This window comes from Spirosoma areae (genome assembly GCF_054781775.1).
Genome location: NZ_BAAGTT010000005.1, coordinates 14,728 through 34,837 on the forward strand (window position 1 = coordinate 14,728; position 20,110 = coordinate 34,837).

A 20,110-nucleotide genomic window follows, 5' to 3' on the forward strand; every position below is an offset into this window, starting at 1 on the left:
AATCAGCGCTTTATCGCAATAGTTCAGCAATACATTGCGCTGTGTACGGATGCGTTAGCATCGTTTCGTGACTGGCACCGGGGATGACTATGAATTTATCCTTTTTCGATAACGAAGCCTTTAGCTGATAAGCCACGCTATGCGTGTTTTCGGTACTGATCACCACAACGGGCGCCTGAGCCTTTTGAACAGCCGACTCGGTTGGAAAAATAAACCCATTTACGGAAGGTAACGGGTAAAACAATATGTCCGTAAAGCGATCACTGAAATCGCCACCCGCCGAAGCCGGGTCGAGGAGCAGGGTTAACTTAGGGGCATTATCTGCTGCTACATGAGCCGCAATACGTCCACCCAAGGAATAACCAACCACAACGATGTTTTTCTCCTGATAGCGTTGTTTCAGGTAATTGTAAATGGTTTGTGCATCACTGTAAAAATTGGCCAGCGTGATGGCCCCTTTGCTTTTACCGTGCTGTCGATAGTCCGTAATGAATAGATCGTAGTGAAGTGTAAGAAAGGAAGGCGCGATGGCTCGCCAGTGTGCCGCCGTTTCCCTTCCAGAAACAAACAACTCTCTTTGACTGCGGTGCTTTGAAGAGTAGCGCGTTCAGCAAACCCGCCTTTGGCGTTTTAATAGTCAGTTCCTCAAAATCCTGTGTGAACTCAAGTTAAACTCCGTTGGCAGCGAACGGGACCGGTAGCGATTTGTCTGTTGGGCTTTGGTCGAATAGAGAAATAAATAGGTGCTTATATACCCTAAGACCGCCAGGCTTAACCCTCCCCAGAGCCATATTTTTCGGTTCATTTTGGCCAGCATCTTTTCTTATAAAGGCAGACGAACCCAAAAGTAACTAATTGACAGAGAGCGGCTTGATTAAAAAATGTTAAATCCTTAACCTGTTCAGGATTTCTCAAAACAGTATGTTTTTGCCATCATTAAAATCCCAGGTAAGTAATTTTCATCAATGCAAGCAGTTTTAAAAAGGTGGTTGAGTTGGCAAAAGCTTCTAAAAAACGTCCTGTCTTCACCGCGAAAACATCACTAACCGGACATAAATGCCGTTGGCCGAAGCCGTGCTCCAGGGTTGAATGTCGAGCCGGCGGCCCAGTTCACTTCGATTTTTCACTTCGTGTAGTTTGGGAATCCCCCACCCCACCAACGAGCCGAAGGCTGCCCCTACCAGCAGGTCGCTTGGATAATGTTTTCCAGCTTCGTAGCGTAAAACCGCCGTAGCCGTGGCCAGCCCCAGCGAACCCACCCACACAATGGGCTTCAGGCGTGAATTCGGGAAATAGTGTCGGAATACTTCGCCCGTGAAGACTGCCGTAGCAAAGGCGTTTGTGGCATGGCCCGAAAAAAACGACTGTCGGGCATCACGGGTAAGTTTCTCATCCAGGGGCGCATTGGGGTTATAGACATATGGACGGCTACGCTGCGTTACGGCCTTCACGCTTCCTTCGATGCCATTGGCCAGCAGCAACGTTTCGATGTACATAACCCCCACCGTTTTAACCTCCTGCCGTATGGGTTTGGCACCGAGCGTAAGTACGCTTACCAGGGCCAGATTGCCCGCTAAAGTAATATCACTAAGACGGTCGGCGGTAGTTGACCAGTTGTAGGCAGCCTGCCGGTCGAAAGTGTTCAGATTAGCCCGGTTAAGGGCGGCAACTTCAGGTTTGGTGAGTGGGTCAACGGTTTTGTTGAGTACCACCGACGCGCCCAGGGAAGCGGCTCCTACGCCCAGAAACGTAATCTCGCGGCCTGTTCTTAACTCATAGGGCGACTGGGCGAAGGAGGGCGTAATAAATAATGAACAATGGATAATGAACAATGAGCAGCGTCTCATCTTAAGTCCATATACCTTCAAAGAACCGTCATCAAATCCAAGCATTACACATTATTCATTATTCATTACACATTATTCATTCCTACACCACCTTCACCACTTGCGGCTCTTCGGCCAGATACACTAACCGACCCTCCACTTCAGGAAAGCCCATTTCCCGATATAGGTTTGTAAAATACCGCAGCGAACTGACCGGGTCGCTAACGGGCGAGTCGGTAGTAGACACCGTAACTGATTCGTACTGAACCAGAACGATGCGCCCGTCGGGATAGTACACAACCCGGTGCGGGGCGCCGTGCATACGTTTGCTGCTCAGGATGCTCCGGTCAGTGTCAATTCGGAGCGACGAATCGAACAGAGCCGCCAGGGCGGGGTGCCTGACAATGGCCGTCAGATTGGCCTTCAACGCTTCGCACTCGACCTTGCGGACGAGGCCCTCGCTGACGAGTTGCCGGAGCACGCTGTCTATTTTTTCCGGGCCGCGCAACAGGCTCAACGCGGCACAGAGTTTACGGTCGCGTTCGCGGGTGCGCTCGAAGGTCGCCACGTCGAACATCCGGTCGGCCATCCGGCGCAACTGCAAATCCTGCCCGCGATGCCCGCTCACAATCTCGTCCAGAACTATCTCATCGAGTTCATCGTCCGCTTTCCTGACCGGACGAAACTCCCCGCAGAGGCTGATTTCATAGCTGTACTGGCCCTCCTGCCAGGCACAGCCGCAAGTACGGGCCACCTCACTGTCGCGCAGGAAAGCGTGTAGCCAGTGGCTGATGGTGTTCTGCGGGCCTTTGCTGAAGTCTTTGGCCTCACTGATGACATAGAGCCGGTCGGTGGGGCGCGTGAAGGCCACGTAGAGCAGGTTCATATTTTCCAGAAAGGTGCGGGTCATTTCGTCTTCGTACTGAGCCGCCACCGATTCGGGCGTGCCCCGCAGTTTGCTGGTCGTGTTGGCCGGGGCCGAGAGCAGGCGGGCAAACTGACCCGTGCCGGTTTCGTGCGCCAGCATATCGGTGCGAATGTCGGTCAGGTCGAGCCAGATGGTGCTGTCGTTGATGGGTTCGACCCGCCAGTTGGCGAACGGAATAATCACCACCGGAAACTCGAGCCCTTTGGCCTTGTGAATCGTTTGAATACTCACGGCGTTTCGGGCGTTGCCTTCCACCGAAATCTTCTGCCGGACGCCCTCCCAGTACAGCAAAAAATCGCTCAGATGCCCACTGCGTTTCTGGTTAAAGGCAAGCACTTCGTCCAGAAATCGAAACAGAAACGGATTATGCTCCGCCTGATTGAACAGGTTAAACTGGGCGGTCAGCCGCTCGGCTAATTCGTAGGGATTGAGCTGACCAAGTGCATACGGATCAAGCGGATAGCCTTCAGCCGCCAGATGATCGTACATGGCCGAAATATCGCCCTCGGCCACTTTTTGTAGTTTTTCCGTCAGGGCGTCGCCGGGAAAAATACCCTGCACCACCCGATGAAACAGATACAGCAGTTCGTAGCGCAGCATTCGCTGGTCGGGCCGCTGGAGCACCTGCATGAGCGTGACGAGCCACCGGACCGGTTCGGAAAACTCCAGCGACAGCGAATCGGCGGAGACCAGCGGAATCTGGCGGGCATTCAGTTCATTAGCTAATGCTTTCGCATGGGATTTTTTGCGGCACAGAATCGCAATATCGCCGTAGCGATAGCCATCGGCCAGCGACTTGTCCAAGTGCCCGATGGTTGTTTCGAGCATCCGGGCCGTGAGGTCTTTATCAGATTCGTCGGTCTCAGCGCCAGCTTTCGCCACAAAGTCAAGCTGCACATGCCCGGCTATCTGGGCATTGGGCTGGGCTTTCTGGTGAAACGCCTGTTGGGCATCGAACACCTCGGCTACTTTGGGATGCTGATGCTCGAACTTACGGGCTGTGAACTCAAAAAAGTCGTTGTTGAAGCGCACAATGGGTTCGGCGCTTCGCCAGTTGGTATCCAGCAGTTCATCCACCAGATGCCCATCGAGCATGTCGATCCGGTCGGCAGTCCAGGAACCGGGATTGTGCGCCTGTTTCAGGCTGGTCAGGTCTTTTCGGTGAAGGGCCACAATCTGGTCCATGTCGCCCCCCCGGAAGCGGTAAATCGCCTGTTTACCGTCGCCCACGGCCAAATTGAAATGGTCGGCGCCGAGGGCATTTTCGATGAGGGGCAGGAGATTGGCAAACTGGAGCCGGGAGGTATCCTGAAATTCGTCGATCAGAATGTGGTTGTATTTCGTGCCCAGCCGCTCGTACAGAAACGGCACGGGTTCGGAGGCTACGATGCTCAGAATCTTCTTGTTGAACTCCGAAATATGCACCCGGCCGTCTTTTCGGAGCAAGTCATCGAACTCCACCTTCATCTGCTTCAGCAGGGCGAGTTTCTGCAAATGGGGCAGCAAACACTCGAACAGCGTTACCTGCCGACCATTTGTCTCGCGGCTTGTGTTGATTTGGGTAATGCAGTCGCACAACTCAGCCGCCATGTTATCAATCATCGCCTGAACGGGCAGGGGCGTTTTTTTGCCGTACCAGTCGCCGTTGTTGATGGCGTTGTAGACCCGCGTTCCGGCTTCTTTTTGGGCATTCCCTTCGGCAACGGTTTTAATGAATCCTCCTACCCCACTGAGTCCATAACTAAAATCAGTTTCACTTAAACCTGCGCTGGTGATGAGCGTCCAGGCGCGTTTTCCAAGCCCAACAATCTCGTTTTCAACCTGTTGATTGTGATTCAGTAACTGCGTTCGGATGGCCCGCAATGCGGCCGGCGACAATTCCTGGGCGGCATTAACGGCTTCGTAGAACTGGTCGGAGGTGAGGTTTCGGCCAAACTCTTTGAGCACGTCGGGCAGTTGGTTCCAGCTTTTTCCTTCGGTGGCCGCGTGGGTATAATATTCGCTCAGAATGGTCGTAATTTCGTCCATTTCCTCGGTTCCGGCTTTTTCGATGAGGTTATCAATCGCCAGTTCGAGCACTTCGTCGGTTTCCAGTTCGACCTCAAACGAATACGGCAAACCGAGTTCGTCGGTAAAAGCCATGACCACACGCTGGGTGAACGAATCTATCGTGGTGACGCTGAAATCGGCGTAGCGATGCAGGATGGTTCTGAACACAGAGGAGGCCTTCCGGCGCAGGTCGGCTTTGGCAATCCCGAATGAATCGGCCGGAGGCAACACGCCATAAAGGTCGGCAACTAAATCATTGAGCAGGGGCGACTCATCGGTTCCGGCAATGTCGGCCAGGTTTTTCAGGATCCGGTTCTTCATCTCGTTGGCGGCTGCGTTGGTAAACGTCACCGCCAGAATATGCCGGAAATAATCGTCCTTCGCCCCCGGCTGCAAGGCCAGTTTCAGGTACTCTTTGGCGAGCGTGTACGTTTTGCCCGACCCCGCCGAAGAACTGTAGATTTTGAACATAAGAAGCGTGGCGCAGGAAGCCAGGCGCGCGGAAACAAACTCCCCGCTCCTGGCTTCCTGCTCCTGGCTAAAAATTATACCGCAACCCCACTCCCGTATTGAGGCTTAGGAAAAATGGAGCCTGAAGAACTTCAACGTAGGCGCCGGTTTCCAGAAAAAAGGAGTAGGGTTTACTGGCCGGGAAAACCTCCAGTCCGCCAATGCCCGAGCCGCCTAACGAGAGCGCATTTTCGTATTCACCATTGAGCCGGGGCGGATAATAGCGCCGGTTGTTAACCTGCCCGCCAAAGCCATAATAGGCCCGGATGCTTTCGCTTTTGGTGAGGGCCTTATGCCAGATAAGGTGCCCCTGAATGGTTAACCCAACACTTTTGTACTCGCCGGAGCGATAGCTTCGTTTGGTGCCATACAGCCCGCCATAGGTGCCGATGTTGAGGTCGAAGGCTTTATTGGTCCCAAAATATTTGCGGACATTCACGCCCGATGGTTCGCCAAGACGAAACCCGACCGACCAGTTGTTGTATTGTGCCTGGGCAAGATTAGTGGTCATCAGACAGCCCATCAGGGCGAATGTTAACCCCAAAAACAGTTTTTTCATAGAGTGATTTTTTGCCATGCTGACGAACCAGCTATCATCTTGTCACATTAAACTTGTCGTAGGGCGGATGGTCCGATGGTTGAGGCATTTGCCGAAGTACTGCCAACAGCCGCTCGTTTTCGGGTCGGGTACCCACCGATATTCGCAGGCACCCAGCACACAGTTTGACCTTCGAGCGGTCGCGAACAATCACCTGCTCCTCAATCAGGTACTCAAAAACCGCCTTTGCATCGGTGAACTGCACGAGCAAAAAGTTGGCATCCGACGGGTGAACAACCTGCACCATTGGCAAAGAACGCAGATTTTCGGTCAAAACCGTTCGTTCCGTCAAAATTTGGGCAACCATGTCATTCTTTTCCGCTTCGTGATGGAGGGCTTCGAGCGCGAGTGCCTGTGTGGGGGCCGAGATGTTGTAAGGCGGCTTAATTTTATTCAATACCCCAATCAACTCCTCCGAGGCAAAGCACATACCGAGCCGCAAAGCCGCCAGTCCCCACGCTTTCGAGAAGGTTTGCAGTACCACTAAATTCGGGTAGGTGTCCAGTTCGCTCGTCCAGGAAGGGGTACTGGCAAAGTCGATATAAGCCTCATCCACAATCACTAACGACTGCCGGGCCGCTTCGAGAATCGTCCGAATGGCATCGGCCTGAAGCAGATTGCCCGACGGATTATTGGGCGAACAGAGCCAGATGAGTTTGGTGGTATTCGTGATTGCCGACAGCACCGCGTCGACATCGACCTGAAAATCGGGCGTCAGTGGCACCTTGATTAGTTCGACATCATTCACGGCTGCTGAGACCTCGTACATGCCGTAGGTTGGCGGCATAATCAGCATACGGTCCGACGATTCGGAATCCCGGCCCGGCACACAGGTTGCCCGAACGAGCAGGTCGATGGGTTCGTCGGAGCCGTTGCCTAAGAAAATCTGCCCGGCCCGAACGCCTTTGATGGGAGCCAGCCGTTGCTTGATGGCCCACTGATGCGGGTCGGGGTAGCGGTTGTAGGCACCCTCTGAAGTTGTCGAGCCCCCGAGCGTCGGACCGTATGGGTTTTCGTTGGCGTCCAGAAACACGCCTATCGTGCCGGTGTACTCATCGCGGGCCGAGGAGTAGGGCGTGAGGGTAAGAATGTGCGGACGGAGGAGGTTGGTGAGGTTAAATGACTGCATTATATTAATTTCTGAAAGAATCGAGGATCGAATTCGATTGGCTCGACGGCCACTAATTGAACTTCGGCAAAATATTCCTGAGCCGGATTGAGCAGGTAATTGTATTCAGCCTTCACAATGACAGAAGGTACTCGTAACAGTAGCGACTCATTCGTATTCAGCCACTCGCTTCCGCGTTGTTGGGTATACGTCTCGTCAGCCTTCCAGTTTGCGGGCAATTCGCGGCTGGTAATACTTGTCAGCGGAACCGTATCCGGCACATATAAAACAACAATCCGATAGTCGACCGGGGGTTGCGACTGGTGAATATGAACCAACGTTTCCAGAATCGCCAGCGACCGACTACTGGCCGCATACAGAGCGGGCTGACCTATCTCGTTCCATCGGCCACCATACACGGCTGCTCCGTTGCCCGACAAATCCTGTTCGTACTTCTGCCGGGTAACTCTATATAACTCCATCAGGCAAAAATCCCGTGCTCGATCCGGCCCAACTCGCGGTCAATAATGCCAATTCCTTTGTGGGTTTTGAGAAAATCGACCGGCCGCCGATTACCGAGGGCTAAAATTTCGTCATGCAACCAATCGCGAAAATAGTCTTTTCCCAACGCATCTTCCCCGTGTTCAAACAGTTCAGCTAAGGCAACAACATGGTCCGAAACGATGTCACTAAGCCGGTCAGTATCCTGATACCGTTGTAGATTTCGGGATGTAACAGGCAGATACTGGACTAATTCCTTCGACTCGATTCCTAACGATTCAGCCAGATACCGAATGGTTGCTTTCGGAATTCCCTGCTCGATAAGATGAATCAGGTCAGCTTCATTACGAATAGATTGGCCCAGAATCTGGTGTCCGCCCAGACGCTTTGCAATGGCTGTAATCGTCATAAATAAGACTTGTTTCCTCAAAAATACCGACATTTTTCGCCAAAATCAAATTGGCTTAATCTGACCCGTCGGCCGTTGGCGTTGACCGCCACCGAAACGCCTGATTATCAATGGCCCGCATCGTGCAGAGAACGCCGTTCAGGTGATCGTATTCGTGCTGAATCAACTCCGACAGCCCCCAGTCTGTTACGTCCCACGTATGTGGTTGCCAGTGCTCATCGCGGTAGGTGAGCGTGAGAGAGTGGTGCCGCCGGACGCGCACGAGCAGATTTGGAAAACTCATGCAATCGTCCCAGAGTTCGTCGGTTTCCTCACTGACGGCCACGAGTTCGGGGTTGATGATGACCTGCGGCTGGTCAGCATTCAGATAAATCAGTCGTTTCAGGATGCCGAGTTGCGGGGCAGCAATGCCTCGCCCGAACTGGTATTTTGCCCGAATCTCTTCCATCACGTTATGCAAATCGGCCACCCAGCCCGGCACCAGCGGAAGTTCTGACTCCAGAACGGGGTCGCACGTTTCATACAAACGCGGGTCGCCCAAAAGCAGCAGGTCGGCGAGGTGTTTCATGAATGGAGTATATCCGCCAGGGCGATGACCTGCAAACCGCCGATGTCCGAAAAGTCACCTGCGTTGTTCGTTAGAACCGGCTGATTATAAAGCAGTCCGGTAGCGGCAATAATCGAATCGCCCAGTGAGCGTTTGCGCTGCTGACGCAGCCGAATGGCTTCATGGATGATAGCTTCATCTATGGGCAGTGTAGTGATAGTAGCAAAAAAAAGTTCGAACTGCTGTTTTTCACTATCATTCAGCTTATGAAAGCCTACTACTTCGAGCTTTGTAATCGCCGAAGCGTAAACTTGATCAACTCGTTCTAACAGATAATCCTGTATGGATTCATAACCTGGCTGAATGGAATAGATAATAACGTTACTGTCAACGATCATGCGTCACGACCAGCTAAAGGTTTATCCTGGCGGGTTTCACGTTGCCACTCAGACGGATCTCCATACTTATCGGCTACTCCGCTTTGGGTCAACCTCGTAAATACGTCTTTGAGCGAGTCTCTTTTTGAAGGGATTTCTGGTGTATTTCTTTTTTCAATAAACCGGCTATTGAATTTTGGCAGCACCTGCCTCAACAATGCTTCGTCTTCCGGCGTGTCAATTTCAATTATCCACTGGCTCATAGCTACTCTTCTATTTATTCAGCAAGTTAACAAAAATCAAACCGGATTTGTCTCCCGCAAACTCGCTAATCGCAGACTTACCGCCCGCTTGTGGGCATCTAATGATTCGGCTTCGGCCATGGCCTCCACCACCGGGCCGAGGTGCTGCAAGCCTTCGGGCGTAATGTGCTGAACGGTGATTTTCTTCACGAAGCTATCCAGCGATACGCCACTGTAGGCCCGCGCATAGCCATTGGTTGGCAGCGTGTGGTTCGTGCCCGACGCGTAATCACCCGCCGATTCGGGGGTGTAGTTACCCAGAAAAATCGACCCGGCATTGATGATTTGGTCGGCCACTGCTTCGGCGTTTTCGATACTCAGAATCAGGTGTTCGGCGGCATACTGGTTTAATAAATCAATCGCGTCGGTCTGACTCTCGACCAGGATCATCCTGCTGTTTTGCAGTGCTTTAGCCGCCAGCGCCTGCCGGGGCAACCGGCCAAGCTGCGTCGTGAGGGTCAGGTGAACACTATTAAGGAGTTTCTTGCTGGTCGATACCAGCAGTACCTGACTATCGGCGCCATGTTCGGCCTGCGAGAGCAAATCAGCCGCCACAAACGACGGAATCGCCGAATCGTCGGCATACACGGCCACTTCGCTCGGTCCGGCGGGCATGTCGATGGCTATGCCTTCCTTTGCCACCAGCATTTTGGCGGCTGTAACATACTGATTGCCCGGCCCGAAGATTTTGTATACTTGCGGCACCGACTCGGTTCCGTAGGCCATAGCCGCAATCGCCTGCGCCCCGCCAATCCGGAAAACCTTCGTGACCCCAACAAGTTTGGCGGCAAAGTAAATGGCGGGGTGGCTGCCGGGTGTACACAGAACAACCTCGCGGCAACCGGCCAGTTGGGCCGGAATCCCCAGCATCAGCACCGTGCTGAAGAGCGGGGCCGTGCCGCCGGGAATGTATAGTCCAACCTTTTCGATGCCCACGCTTTTGCGCCAGCACGTTACGCCCGGCATGGTTTCAATTTTCTCAACGGGTTGTTTTTGCCGCTCATGAAACAGCCGGATATTCTGATACGCCTGCCGGATAGCCGCCTTGAGTTCGTCGCTGAGTTGACTTTCGGCTGCGTCAAGTTCATCGGGACCAACTCCCAGTCCACTCGTCGTCAAATCGACTTTGTCAAACGTTTTGGCCAGTTCAACCAGAGCTGCGTCGCCCCCGGTGCGAACCTGAGCCAGAATAGGCGCAACGACTGCATCAATCTGCCCGGTCGATTGCACAGGGCGGGCCAGCAGGGTGGGCCATTCGCTGCGGGCGGGAAAAGGAATGATGGTCATAGTTGTAATACCCCCAAGCCCCCAAAGGGGGGTGTCAGGACAGTCACTGGCTGCCGCCGGAGGTGGGCAAGTCCTGACACCCCCCTTTGGGGGCTTGGGGGCTTTTTAGTAAATCATTTTCTCAATTGGAATGACCAGAATGCCTTCCGCACCGGCGGCCCGGATGGCTTCGATATTTTCCCAAAATTCGTTTTCGTTCAATACGGAATGCACCGAACTCCAGCCTTTGGTGGCTAAGGGCGTTACGGTCGGACTTTTCATGCCCGGCAACAGGGCCGTTATCTGATCGAGAGCGTGGTTGGGCGCATTCAGCACAATGTATTTGTTATTTTTGGCCGCCTGCACCGATTTAATCCGGAACAGGAGTTTATCGAGTAACGCCTGTTTGTCAGCATCGAGTTCAGGACGGGCAATAAGAATGGCTTCGGAGCGAAAAATCGTTTCGACTTCCTTCAGGCCGTTGCTCAGGAGCGTGCTGCCCGACGAGACAATATCGCAAACAGCTTCGGCCAGCCCGATGCTGGGCGCAATCTCTACCGACCCACTGATCTGGTGAATTTCAGCCCGAACGCCTTCACCCGCTAAGTAATGGCCCAGCAGGTTGGGGTAGGACGTGGCGATGTTTTTCCCTTCCAGACTCTGGACACCCGTCCAGTCGGTGCCGCGCGGGATAGCGATGGACAGGCGGCATTTGGAAAAACCGAGTTTATGCACCGTTACCACCGGGCGACCCGTTTCGACGGCCACGTTCTCGCCCACGATGCCGAGATCGGCCACGCCATCTTCCACGTAGCCGGGAATATCGTCGTCGCGCAGGAACAGGAATTCGGCGGGAAAATTGGACGAAACGGATTTGAGTTTACCGGTGCCGTAGTCGAAGCGGATACCGCACTCTTTAAAAAGCTGGTACGAATCGTCGCTCAGCCGACCGGATTTTTGCAGGGCAATGCGTAATACAGAAGACATTGGGTAATGGATAATGGATGATGTATAATGGCATACACCACGTAATTCGTTGATTTTAGGATGGAACCAGCAATCGACCGCAGGGCCGAACGGTTGATTTTATCCAATCAGGGGGCAAAAGTACGGGAAAACGGACAAAGACCGACGGGTAGACTTAGCAATCGTGATGATAGCGACGATGTCGGAAAGGAGAATGAGTAGCCCGTTGGGAAATCATGGCGCAAAGGTAAGCAGAAAAGTCTGCTCCACCAGACCTAAAAGGTTTTAAAAACCTTTTAGGTCTATGCGTATCTTTGCCCTATGCTTTTGACACAGAAACAACAAACCATAAATACTCAAACTGAATCTGCGTTGGATCGTCGCACGGCGGTACTGCCCGTTATGGAAGCTTTCTACACGCTTCAGGGCGAGGGGGCACATACGGGCCGGGCCGCCTATTTTATCCGGCTGGGCGGCTGCGACGTTGGCTGCCACTGGTGCGACGTGAAAGAATCATGGGATGCCAGCGCCCACCCAAAACTAACCGTCGACACCATCGTTGACGGCGCGTTGCAACACCCCGGCCGAATGGTGGTCATTACGGGAGGGGAGCCGCTCATGCACGATCTTACTGACCTAACGGCCTCCCTCCAAACGGCTGGTTTTCAAACTAATATCGAAACGTCGGGGGTGTGCCAGGCCGTTACGGGTTCGTGGGACTGGATTTGTTTTTCGCCCAAGAAGTTTAAGAAGCCCAACCCGGCTATATACGATGAAGCCGACGAATTAAAAGTCATTATTTACAACTCATCCGATTTCGCCTTTGCCGAGTCGTTTGTGCCCCATCTGCGGCCTGATTGCAAACTCTTTTTGCAATCCGAGTGGAGTCGTTCCAATGAAATGCTGCCTCGCATCGTTGAGTACGTAAAAGATAATCCGCAATGGCAAATCTCGTTGCAGACGCACAAGTATCTGGATATTCCGTAGGCAGGGAGCACGGGGCAGGGAGCACGGGGCAGGGAGCACGGGGGGCGGGGCACGGAGTAAAGCTCTTTACCCGGCTGCTGGCTCCTGGCTCCCTGCTATTCACCCTACTCCTGGCTCCCTGCTCCCCGCTCCTCGCCCAAAGCCCCAAAGCTAAAGAACTCTACGCCCAGTCCATCCGGCTCTTTAGCGAACGGAAAGCGTCTGAGGCCATTCCCTATATGGAGCAGGCCGTGAAGGAAGACCCCAATTTTACGGATGCCTACCTGAAACTCGGTCAGTTATATGAGTTCACAAAACGCTACGACCCCGCGCTGGCGGCCTATCGTAACGCCCTAAAACTCCAGCCCGACAGTCCGGCGTCGGGGGCGGCCTACCAGTCGCTGAGTAACACGCTGCTGCGGCTGGGGCGCTACAGCGAAGCCCTGCCCTATCTCGAAAAATACCAAACCCTGTTTGCGCCACAATCGGTGCAGAGCAAACGCATTGCGCGTCAGATCGAAACCGCCCGCTTTGGCCAGGAGGCTCTGCAACACCCGCAGGCCGTTGACCCCAAGCCGTTGTCGCCGGTGCTGCAAACGACTCCCTCGCAGTATTTTCCGGTGCTGACCGCCGATGAGCAAACGCTGGTGTTTACGGCCCTGAAACCCGAAGGCGATGAAGACCTGATGACGGCCACCTTCAATGGCGAAAGCTGGTCGCCACCGGTCTCGCTGGCGGCTAACATTAACACCCCCGACAATGAAGGAACGGCCAGTTTATCCGCCGATGGTCACACCATTGTGTTCACCATCTGCCAGGGGCGCAAAGGTTTCGGTGGTTGTGATTTATACATGAGCCGCAAAACGGGCAGCGACTGGTCAAACCCGGATAATCTTGGGGCCACCATCAATACGCACCATTACGAATCCCAGCCTGCGCTCTCGGCAGATGGGCGCCGGTTATACTTTGTTTCTGACCGACCCGGCGGTAAAGGTCGGCGCGACATCTGGCAAAGTGAACTCGGCGCCGATGGCAACTGGACCGCGCCGGTCAACCTCGGCGAGCCCGTCAACACGCCCGCCAACGAAGCATCACCGTTTATTCATCCAAACGGGCAAAGCCTGTTTTTTGCGTCGGAAGGGCACATTGGTATGGGCGGCTATGATTTGTTCGTGACCGATAGCGGGCCATCGGGCTGGTCGGCTCCGGCCAACTTAGGGTATCCCATCAACACCTCGGAAGACCAGGCTTCGCTGTTTGTATCGGCCAATGGCAGCCGGGCCTACTACTCGTTTGAAGAACAAAAAGAGGGCGTTTCGCAGAAGTCGCGGCTCTACACCTTTGATTTGCCCGAATCGTTACGTGAACGCATCAAGCCGGTGAGTTTCCTGAAAGGGATTGTAGCCGATGTGAAAACGAAAAAGCCTCTCGCAGCTACGGTTGAGTTGATTGATCTGAAAACGAATCAGGTACTCTCGCGGGTGCAGGCCGATGCCCAAACGGGCCAGTATACAACCGTACTGCCCAGCGGGGGCGACTACGCGCTGTATGTGAGCATTCCGGGCTACCTGTTCAAAAGCCTTTCGTTCGATTTTACGCAAAAAACCAAAGGCGACGCTATGGTACTCAGTGTGCCGCTGGAACCGGTTACCGGCGGCAAGTCGGCCAGCGAGACCCTGAATAATTTGTTTTTTGAGTCGGGCCGTTATGATTTAGCCGATAAATCGCGTACCGAACTTGACCGGCTGTCATCTTTTTTACAGGTCAATCCAGGCGTTAACGTTGAGATTTCGGGCCATACCGACGACAAAGGCGATGCAGCCGCCAACCTGACGCTCTCGCAGAAGCGGGCGCAGTCGGTAGTGACCTACCTGACCAAAGCCGGTATAGCCTCAACGCGTATCAAGGCCGTTGGCTATGGTAAAACCCGGCCGGTTGCTCCCAACACAACCGACGAAAACCGGCGGCTAAACCGGCGAATCGAGTGGCGGGTGTTATAGCAAAGAGCGGGGAGCACGGGGCGCGGAGCAAGGTAGTCCACGCCCGGCTCCGCGCTTCTTGCCCCGCGCTCCCTGCTTCCCGCTCCCTGCTCTTTGCATTCTGCGGGATTTTTTTCAATTTTGTGTATGTTGTCCATATACTCTGGCTTATATAGACAGGTTATTTTGATTCGTTACCGACAACATCGCACCCAGTATAATGACTCCCGAACACGTTAAGTGCTTGATTATAGGCTCTGGCCCGGCTGGTTATACGGCGGCTATTTATGCCGCCCGCGCCAACATGAAACCCGTGCTGTATCAGGGCGCACAGCCCGGCGGGCAACTCACCATCACCACCGAAGTTGACAATTTTCCGGGTTATCCCGACGGTGTGCAAGGCCCGCAGATGATGCAGGACCTTGAAAACCAGGCGCGTCGATTCGGCACCGACATTCGCTACGGGATGGTTACGCAGGTTACCTTTGCCGGGCAGCCGGGGCCGGGCAATCCGCACGTCGTCATTGTCGATGACAAGCAGGAAATTACCGCCGACTCGGTCATTATCTCAACGGGAGCATCGGCCAAGTGGCTCGGCCTGCCCTCCGAAATGCGGCTCAATGGCCGGGGCGTATCGGCCTGTGCGGTTTGCGACGGCTTCTTTTTCCGGGGGCAAGACGTGGCCATTGTGGGTGCGGGCGACACAGCCGCCGAGGAAGCCAGCTATCTGGCGAACCTCTGCCGGAAAGTGTATATGATTGTTCGGCGCGATGAAATGCGGGCTTCGCAGTTTATGCAGCAAAGGGTGAAAACTGCCCATAATATCGAAATCCTGTACAATGCCGTGACCGAAGAAATCCTGGGCGACGATGAGGTGTCCGGTGCGCGGTTAAAGAATACAGTAACCAATGAAGAGTACATTTTAGATGTGACCGGCTTTTTCGTAGCCATTGGTCATAAACCCAACACGGATATTTTCCGGGCGTTTCTCGATTTGGATGATAATGGCTACATTCTCACCGAAAAAGGAAGCACCCGAACCAATATAGCCGGCGTATTTGCCTGCGGAGACGCTCAGGATAACATCTATCGTCAGGCTGTCACAGCGGCCGGAACGGGTTGCATGGCAGCCCTCGACGCCGAACGTTATTTAGTCACGCTGGAAATGCAGGGCGAAGAAATTGTTCATTAACCAGTTTATAGTGTCAAGTTTCAGGTTCAACGTTTCAGGTTAATCGCGACGCAGTTTTTAACCCGGAACATTGAACCTGAAACCTGGAACCTTAAACTCATCTTAGAGTACGATGAGAGAAACCGCTACACGATGGCTACTGGCCATCGGGTGCCTGTGTTTGACCGTAACGACACAGGCCCAGGAGCGCGGGCGATTTAAAAATAACCTGCGTATTACCCCTAAAAATGGGGCTAACCCGAATGCTCCAGTCGTTGAACAGCCGCAGAAAGCGAACGACCAGTTTGACCAGGAAACGACTCAACTGCGCTTCAACAGCCAGTTTGAACCTAAAAAAGAATTAAACCCGGTTGTTAGCGAAGATACCAGCCAACTCGACCAGGGCCAGACCAGCGTTGTGGAGGTGATTGATTCGGTGCTGGTGGGCAACGAATGGGTGAAAATCGCTGATTATTATGCCGTCTGGGATTCGCGCACGATTGACCCCTACAACATTAACCCGCTGGAGTTCGACGAAGCCATCGACATTAAGTTGTATGACCCACCGGCCAATCGGTACTGGTCGGCCCCGCTCGAAGAAGGCAAGATGACCTCCAATTTCGGGTACCGCTGGGGCCGCTGGCATACCGGCACCGACCTCGACCTCGAAACCGGCAACCCGGTCTATGCTGCTTTCGATGGCATTGTGCGGGTGGTAGGCTGGGATGGAAATGGGTATGGTCGTTACGTACTGATTCGGCACTACAACGGGCTTGAGACGCTCTACGGTCATTTGTCGAAGCAGACTGTTGAAACCGGGCAGCTTGTCAAGGCGGGTGATCAGCTTGGTTTGGGTGGCAGCACGGGCCGCAGTTCTGGACCGCACCTGCACTTCGAGACGCGCTACGAAGGCAACCCCTTCAGCCCACTTAACATCTACTCGTTTCCGGAAAATACCATCAATTCCGACCATTTTCTGCTGACAGGCTCCGTTTGGGATTACCTGCGCGGGGGTCGGTCGTCATCATTTTCGTCGGAGGTGTCGAAGCCGCGCTTCAAGCGAACGGTGCTGCACCGGGTGCGGTCGGGCGAAACGCTCAGTTCCATCGCCGACCGGTATGGCCTGTCGGTATCGTCGCTGAAACGCAAAAATCACATCTCAAGCTCACGGCTCCGGCCGGGTCAGAAACTCAGGGTACATTGACGGGTGGATTTAGGCGTTCTCTGACGGCGTCGTTGCAGAAGTTAGGTTAGGTTAAGATAAGGCTGTTTAAGATTTTGATTTTGGCTGACATATTAGTTATAAAAGGGCGTGTTTTTGTCATCCCGACGAAGGAGGGATTTTGACTTTTCCTGACGTTTGAGATCCCTCCTTCGTCGGGATGACAAAAACACGCCCTTTCAGCAAACCCTAAACAGTTTCGATAGCTGTACATATACACTAACTGTTCCCATGAAATTCACGCTGGTTAGACAACTGCTTTTAACGGTTTGCCTGGGACTTTTGTCAACTCCTTATTCCCTACTGGCCCAATCAACAGTGGTCAAACAAGTATTCGATTATTATGAGCTGAAAGGGCTGCTTTTAAAGCATAAGCCAACGGTAGAGAGTATACTCAGCCTGAAGCGACTCAAACTTACTGCCAGCAGGGAACGACCCGAAAGCACTATTTACGCCTACCAACGGGAACGTGATACGACACAAATCCTTGTCCGTATTCGTAAAAGCGATGGGTTAGTCAGTGAAATAGCCTGGGCTGAAGGTTGGTCGACGCTTGGCAGCCTGACTCATGATGCTGTTTATGATGGCTTTACGCCAGTGGCAGGCAATAGCCGGTATTACAACCGATTCCAGAAGATAGCTCTTTTCGTTAATTATAAACTGGCTGAAGATAAGATTGTACCCTGCATCCTACGATCAGTTGAGTAGGGTGTCTCATTCTATGAGGGTCTCTTTATTCATCACGTTCATAGGAAATACCATTTTTCAATTTCTTTAGAGGCCGTCTAAAATATTAAAATTGACTGATTGTCCCCGTTGCTGTATCCTCACAGCAATGGGGAATTTACACCTAATTTGTGAATTTTGAATAGCCGCTTATACCACGCAGATTTTCGCATAACTGCACGTCTGTCAGGCAGGCACAGAGTTCTTTTGTGATGTGGCCCGCTGTTGCCGAAACGATTTGTCCATACAAATCCGCATGGTTGTCAAGGCAACGTTCACCGAGTTATAGACGCTCTTTAGGGTAATGTCCATCACCTCAGCCGCCTGCGAATAGGTAAGCCCTTTCATATACACTAAGTATAAAATCTCCTTCTGGCGTTTGGGCAAACGGTTCAGTTCCTGGAGTAACACTTGTTTTTGCAAATCAAGTGTCTGTTCCTCAATCAAATGACTTTCGCAGGACTGAATGATGAACTCGGCTTTGTCGAACAGATAGGCATCGGAATCATACTTGTTTAATCGACCAACCGTATCCAGTAGCCGTCGGCGCAGAGCGCGGTACAGATAAAACCGAATGTTATTGGTTGACCCCAACCGCAGCCGGTTTTCGTAGAGATGTAAAAACAACTCGTGCTGACAATCTTCTACCACCTGCCGGTTTCGAACCAGGTTATACCCGTACCGATACAAATCAGCAGCAAATAACTCATAGAGCGTCGAGAAGGCGTCCCGGTTGCCAAACCGAAATGCATCCCAAAGGCTAACGTGTTCATCAGAAGTGAGTTGACTCGTCATACACGGGTAGGCAAAACGTGGTGAAGTAAGGGGTTAAATTGATCAGAGAACCAACAAATGAACTTCATGTTGGCTACCTCTGTATAAACTGACTACTGAAGTTTAGCCGCAAGATGTTTTACAGAGTACGATGATAAATATCTTATCAAATTCATTAATAGTAAATTTCAATTTAACATTACAATACTATTGTTTTATTTTGAGTTAGCCAATAGTTTTTATCATTAAATTTTCATTTAGTAGGACAACGCCCGTCGTACCAACCTGGTAGGATGATTAGACGAAGCCTAAACTTAGCGGAAGGCGGCTGCATTCTTCGCTGGCACCAGCCGGATTAGAAACAGGTTGGCCAACTTCATTTACAACCAGTTGCGGTAAACGAAGTAGCCCATTTTCTCAGGAGCCCACTTATGGCACGTCCTGTAGAAAATGGGCTACTTCGTTCACAAGCAGTCAATGGCAACGGCTTAAAGGCGGAGCAAGCACCCTAATCCCATATTCACAGCACTTATCTACTTCTGGTCGTACTTTTCTTTATACATCTTATAAAGCCGCTTGTGCCGGTCGTCTAAGTTCACCTTGCGACCCTGTATAAAAACGTGTTCGACCACATTCGTCCGCATGTCCAGGGCGTCGCCCGCCGACACGAACAACGTCGCTTGTTTGCCTTTTTCGAGGGTGCCGACAAGGTTGTCGATGCCGAGAATTTTAGCGGTATTCGACGTAACTAATTTCAGGGCTTCTTCGCGGTCCGTTATGCCGAAACCGGCGGCTGTGCCAGCCAGAAACGGCAGGTTGCGTGTCCGCCACCATTCGTCGGCATAACTCAGCCCGACCAGAATACCCGCTTTTTGCAGAATGCCCGGCATCCGGTACGGTAAGTCCACGTCTTCGTCCTCGCGGTTAGGCAGCCGGTGTAACGCGCTCAGAATCACCGACACCTTGTTGTCTTTCAGGAACGTGACGGCGCGGTTCGCTTCTTCGCCACCAACGAGCACCACCTTCGGAACGCCCACCGATTTGGCAAACGTGACGGCCTCAATGATATCTTTGGCGTAATCGGCCCGGACATACAAATTCTGTTTCCCCGAAAACAAGCCCCGCATGGCCTCTAATTTAAGGTTCATGGGCATCGGACTGGGCAGAGCTGCGTAGGCTTTGGCGTCGGCGAAAGTAGCCCGCAATGCGCTGATGGCTTCATCCCGTTTCTCATTTTTCTTGAGCGTAATGGTGAAATCCTCGAAGTTGAAATCGCGGGAAAAATAGGTCGGCCAGTTGAGCCAGATCCCATCATCTTTTTTCAGAACGGCATCTTCCCAGTTCCAGCCATCGGCCATCATCACACTCGAACTCCCCGACACGGTTCCGCCCTGAGGCATGGCCTGAGTGAGCAGCACACCGTTGTTGCGAATAGTAGGAATGATTTCCGAGTCGGTGTTGTAGGCAATCAGGGCGCGGACGTTGGGATTCAGTATGCCCACTTCCCGCGTATCGACCGTTGACCGAACGGCCGCGATTTCCTGCAATCCCACTGTCGAAGCGGGTGAGATAATGCCCGGGTAAACGTGCTTGCCCGACACGTCGATGGTCTCGACATCGGTAAGGTTCAACCGAACAATTGTGCCATCGACCACATTGGTAATGAGGCCATTGCTGAACAGCACCACGCCGTTCGGAATCACCTGCCCATTGCCAGTGTGAACGGTGCCGCCCATCAGGGCAATGGTTTTCGTCTGCGGTTTTGCCGGAGCCGGATTCTGGGCAACGCTCGTGAGTGAAGCCAGGGTGAGTAGTATCAGTAGGTGTTTCATTTGGTTCAAGTTCTTTCAAGTTCAAGGTTTCAGGTTCCAGGTTCCTGCGGCAG

General features: G+C 52.9%; 19 protein-coding genes. 5 read left to right on the forward strand and 14 right to left on the reverse strand.

Annotated features, from left to right (window positions below):
* Nucleotides 1-10: 10 nt before the first annotated feature.
* The 12 genes from ACYVI1_RS02195 to hisG form a co-directional block, all read right to left on the reverse strand.
* Complete coding sequence (locus ACYVI1_RS02195) at nt 11-571, reverse strand: alpha/beta hydrolase (protein WP_460906231.1); 561 nt, start codon at nt 569-571, stop codon at nt 11-13.
* 454 nt (nt 572-1,025) lie between these two features.
* Nucleotides 1,026-1,847 (reverse strand): phosphatase PAP2 family protein, encoded by an 822-nt coding sequence (locus tag ACYVI1_RS02200; RefSeq protein ID WP_460906233.1) that lies wholly within the window; start codon nt 1,845-1,847, stop codon nt 1,026-1,028.
* Between the two features lie 82 nt (nt 1,848-1,929).
* Nucleotides 1,930-5,274: a UvrD-helicase domain-containing protein gene (locus ACYVI1_RS02205; RefSeq protein ID WP_460906235.1), complete on the reverse strand. Its 3,345-nt coding sequence runs from the start codon at nt 5,272-5,274 to the stop codon at nt 1,930-1,932.
* A gap of 67 nt (nt 5,275-5,341) precedes the next feature.
* The gene (locus tag ACYVI1_RS02210) at nt 5,342-5,872 is read right to left on the reverse strand and encodes a hypothetical protein (RefSeq protein ID WP_460906237.1); all 531 of its coding nucleotides are present in this window, start codon (nt 5,870-5,872) and stop codon (nt 5,342-5,344) included.
* 34 nt (nt 5,873-5,906) lie between these two features.
* A complete protein-coding gene (gene hisC / locus ACYVI1_RS02215; RefSeq protein ID WP_460906239.1) occupies nt 5,907-7,040 on the reverse strand; it encodes a histidinol-phosphate transaminase in 1,134 nt (377 codons plus the stop codon).
* Nucleotides 7,040-7,501, reverse strand: a complete 462-nt coding sequence (locus tag ACYVI1_RS02220; RefSeq protein ID WP_460906241.1) for an RES family NAD+ phosphorylase — start codon at nt 7,499-7,501, stop codon at nt 7,040-7,042. Before ACYVI1_RS02220 ends, hisC begins: the two co-directional genes overlap by 1 nt.
* Nucleotides 7,501-7,929 carry an antitoxin Xre/MbcA/ParS toxin-binding domain-containing protein gene (locus ACYVI1_RS02225; protein ID WP_460906243.1) on the reverse strand — a complete coding sequence of 143 codons (429 nt, stop codon included), beginning with the start codon at nt 7,927-7,929 and terminating at the stop codon, nt 7,501-7,503. Before ACYVI1_RS02225 ends, ACYVI1_RS02220 begins: the two co-directional genes overlap by 1 nt.
* Nucleotides 7,930-7,984: 55 nt before the next feature.
* Nucleotides 7,985-8,497 carry a peptide deformylase gene (locus ACYVI1_RS02230; protein WP_460906245.1) on the reverse strand — a complete coding sequence of 171 codons (513 nt, stop codon included), beginning with the start codon at nt 8,495-8,497 and terminating at the stop codon, nt 7,985-7,987.
* On the reverse strand, nt 8,494-8,874 hold the full coding sequence (locus ACYVI1_RS02235) for a type II toxin-antitoxin system VapC family toxin (protein WP_460906247.1): 381 nt from the start codon (nt 8,872-8,874) through the stop codon (nt 8,494-8,496). The genes ACYVI1_RS02230 and ACYVI1_RS02235 overlap by 4 nt, the downstream gene beginning before the upstream one ends.
* Entirely contained in the window at nt 8,871-9,116 is a 246-nt protein-coding gene (locus tag ACYVI1_RS02240) for a hypothetical protein (RefSeq protein WP_460906249.1), read from the reverse strand. Before ACYVI1_RS02240 ends, ACYVI1_RS02235 begins: the two co-directional genes overlap by 4 nt.
* A 36-nt stretch (nt 9,117-9,152) precedes the next feature.
* The gene (hisD, locus tag ACYVI1_RS02245) at nt 9,153-10,442 is read right to left on the reverse strand and encodes a histidinol dehydrogenase (protein ID WP_460906251.1); all 1,290 of its coding nucleotides are present in this window, start codon (nt 10,440-10,442) and stop codon (nt 9,153-9,155) included.
* Nucleotides 10,443-10,547: 105 nt separating this feature from the next.
* The gene (gene hisG, locus ACYVI1_RS02250; RefSeq protein WP_460906253.1) at nt 10,548-11,408 is read right to left on the reverse strand and encodes an ATP phosphoribosyltransferase; all 861 of its coding nucleotides are present in this window, start codon (nt 11,406-11,408) and stop codon (nt 10,548-10,550) included.
* Between the two features lie 300 nt (nt 11,409-11,708).
* Between hisG and ACYVI1_RS02255 the strand changes: the two genes are divergently transcribed.
* From ACYVI1_RS02255 to ACYVI1_RS02275, 5 genes are all read left to right on the forward strand, one after another.
* Nucleotides 11,709-12,374, forward strand: a complete 666-nt coding sequence (locus ACYVI1_RS02255) for a 7-carboxy-7-deazaguanine synthase QueE (protein WP_460906255.1) — start codon at nt 11,709-11,711, stop codon at nt 12,372-12,374.
* A complete protein-coding gene (locus tag ACYVI1_RS02260) occupies nt 12,329-14,353 on the forward strand; it encodes an OmpA family protein (protein WP_460906257.1) in 2,025 nt (674 codons plus the stop codon). Before ACYVI1_RS02255 ends, ACYVI1_RS02260 begins: the two co-directional genes overlap by 46 nt.
* A gap of 199 nt (nt 14,354-14,552) precedes the next feature.
* Complete coding sequence (gene trxB / locus ACYVI1_RS02265) at nt 14,553-15,524, forward strand: thioredoxin-disulfide reductase (protein WP_460906259.1); 972 nt, start codon at nt 14,553-14,555, stop codon at nt 15,522-15,524.
* Nucleotides 15,525-15,636: 112 nt separating this feature from the next.
* Nucleotides 15,637-16,707, forward strand: a complete 1,071-nt coding sequence (locus ACYVI1_RS02270; protein WP_460906261.1) for a peptidoglycan DD-metalloendopeptidase family protein — start codon at nt 15,637-15,639, stop codon at nt 16,705-16,707.
* A 156-nt stretch (nt 16,708-16,863) separates the two neighbouring features.
* On the forward strand, nt 16,864-17,433 hold the full coding sequence (locus ACYVI1_RS02275; RefSeq protein WP_460906263.1) for a hypothetical protein: 570 nt from the start codon (nt 16,864-16,866) through the stop codon (nt 17,431-17,433).
* 204 nt (nt 17,434-17,637) lie between these two features.
* On the opposite strand, the gene ACYVI1_RS02280 is transcribed toward ACYVI1_RS02275, so the two are convergent.
* Both ACYVI1_RS02280 and ACYVI1_RS02285 read right to left on the reverse strand, forming a co-directional pair.
* The gene (locus ACYVI1_RS02280; protein ID WP_460906265.1) at nt 17,638-18,246 is read right to left on the reverse strand and encodes an RNA polymerase sigma factor; all 609 of its coding nucleotides are present in this window, start codon (nt 18,244-18,246) and stop codon (nt 17,638-17,640) included.
* 512 nt (nt 18,247-18,758) lie between these two features.
* Complete coding sequence (locus tag ACYVI1_RS02285; protein WP_460906267.1) at nt 18,759-20,057, reverse strand: amidohydrolase family protein; 1,299 nt, start codon at nt 20,055-20,057, stop codon at nt 18,759-18,761.
* Between the last annotated feature and the right edge of the window lie 53 nt (nt 20,058-20,110).

Excerpts from the sequence above, each read along its gene's own strand:
- ACYVI1_RS02200 (WP_460906233.1), bottom strand. The coding sequence starts at position 1,847 with ATGAGACGCTGCTCATTGTTCATTATCCATTGTTCATTATTTATTACG.
- ACYVI1_RS02205 (WP_460906235.1), bottom strand. The coding sequence starts at position 5,274 with ATGTTCAAAATCTACAGTTCTTCGGCGGGGTCGGGCAAAACGTACACG.
- ACYVI1_RS02210 (WP_460906237.1), bottom strand. The coding sequence starts at position 5,872 with ATGAAAAAACTGTTTTTGGGGTTAACATTCGCCCTGATGGGCTGTCTG.
- hisC (WP_460906239.1), bottom strand. The coding sequence starts at position 7,040 with ATGCAGTCATTTAACCTCACCAACCTCCTCCGTCCGCACATTCTTACC.
- ACYVI1_RS02220 (WP_460906241.1), bottom strand. The coding sequence starts at position 7,501 with ATGGAGTTATATAGAGTTACCCGGCAGAAGTACGAACAGGATTTGTCG.
- ACYVI1_RS02225 (WP_460906243.1), bottom strand. The coding sequence starts at position 7,929 with ATGACGATTACAGCCATTGCAAAGCGTCTGGGCGGACACCAGATTCTG.
- ACYVI1_RS02230 (WP_460906245.1), bottom strand. The coding sequence starts at position 8,497 with ATGAAACACCTCGCCGACCTGCTGCTTTTGGGCGACCCGCGTTTGTAT.
- ACYVI1_RS02235 (WP_460906247.1), bottom strand. The coding sequence starts at position 8,874 with ATGATCGTTGACAGTAACGTTATTATCTATTCCATTCAGCCAGGTTAT.
- ACYVI1_RS02240 (WP_460906249.1), bottom strand. The coding sequence starts at position 9,116 with ATGAGCCAGTGGATAATTGAAATTGACACGCCGGAAGACGAAGCATTG.
- hisD (WP_460906251.1), bottom strand. The coding sequence starts at position 10,442 with ATGACCATCATTCCTTTTCCCGCCCGCAGCGAATGGCCCACCCTGCTG.
- hisG (WP_460906253.1), bottom strand. The coding sequence starts at position 11,408 with ATGTCTTCTGTATTACGCATTGCCCTGCAAAAATCCGGTCGGCTGAGC.
- ACYVI1_RS02255 (WP_460906255.1), top strand. The coding sequence starts at position 11,709 with ATGCTTTTGACACAGAAACAACAAACCATAAATACTCAAACTGAATCT.
- ACYVI1_RS02260 (WP_460906257.1), top strand. The coding sequence starts at position 12,329 with ATGGCAAATCTCGTTGCAGACGCACAAGTATCTGGATATTCCGTAGGC.
- trxB (WP_460906259.1), top strand. The coding sequence starts at position 14,553 with ATGACTCCCGAACACGTTAAGTGCTTGATTATAGGCTCTGGCCCGGCT.
- ACYVI1_RS02270 (WP_460906261.1), top strand. The coding sequence starts at position 15,637 with ATGAGAGAAACCGCTACACGATGGCTACTGGCCATCGGGTGCCTGTGT.
- ACYVI1_RS02280 (WP_460906265.1), bottom strand. The coding sequence starts at position 18,246 with ATGACGAGTCAACTCACTTCTGATGAACACGTTAGCCTTTGGGATGCA.
- ACYVI1_RS02285 (WP_460906267.1), bottom strand. The coding sequence starts at position 20,057 with ATGAAACACCTACTGATACTACTCACCCTGGCTTCACTCACGAGCGTT.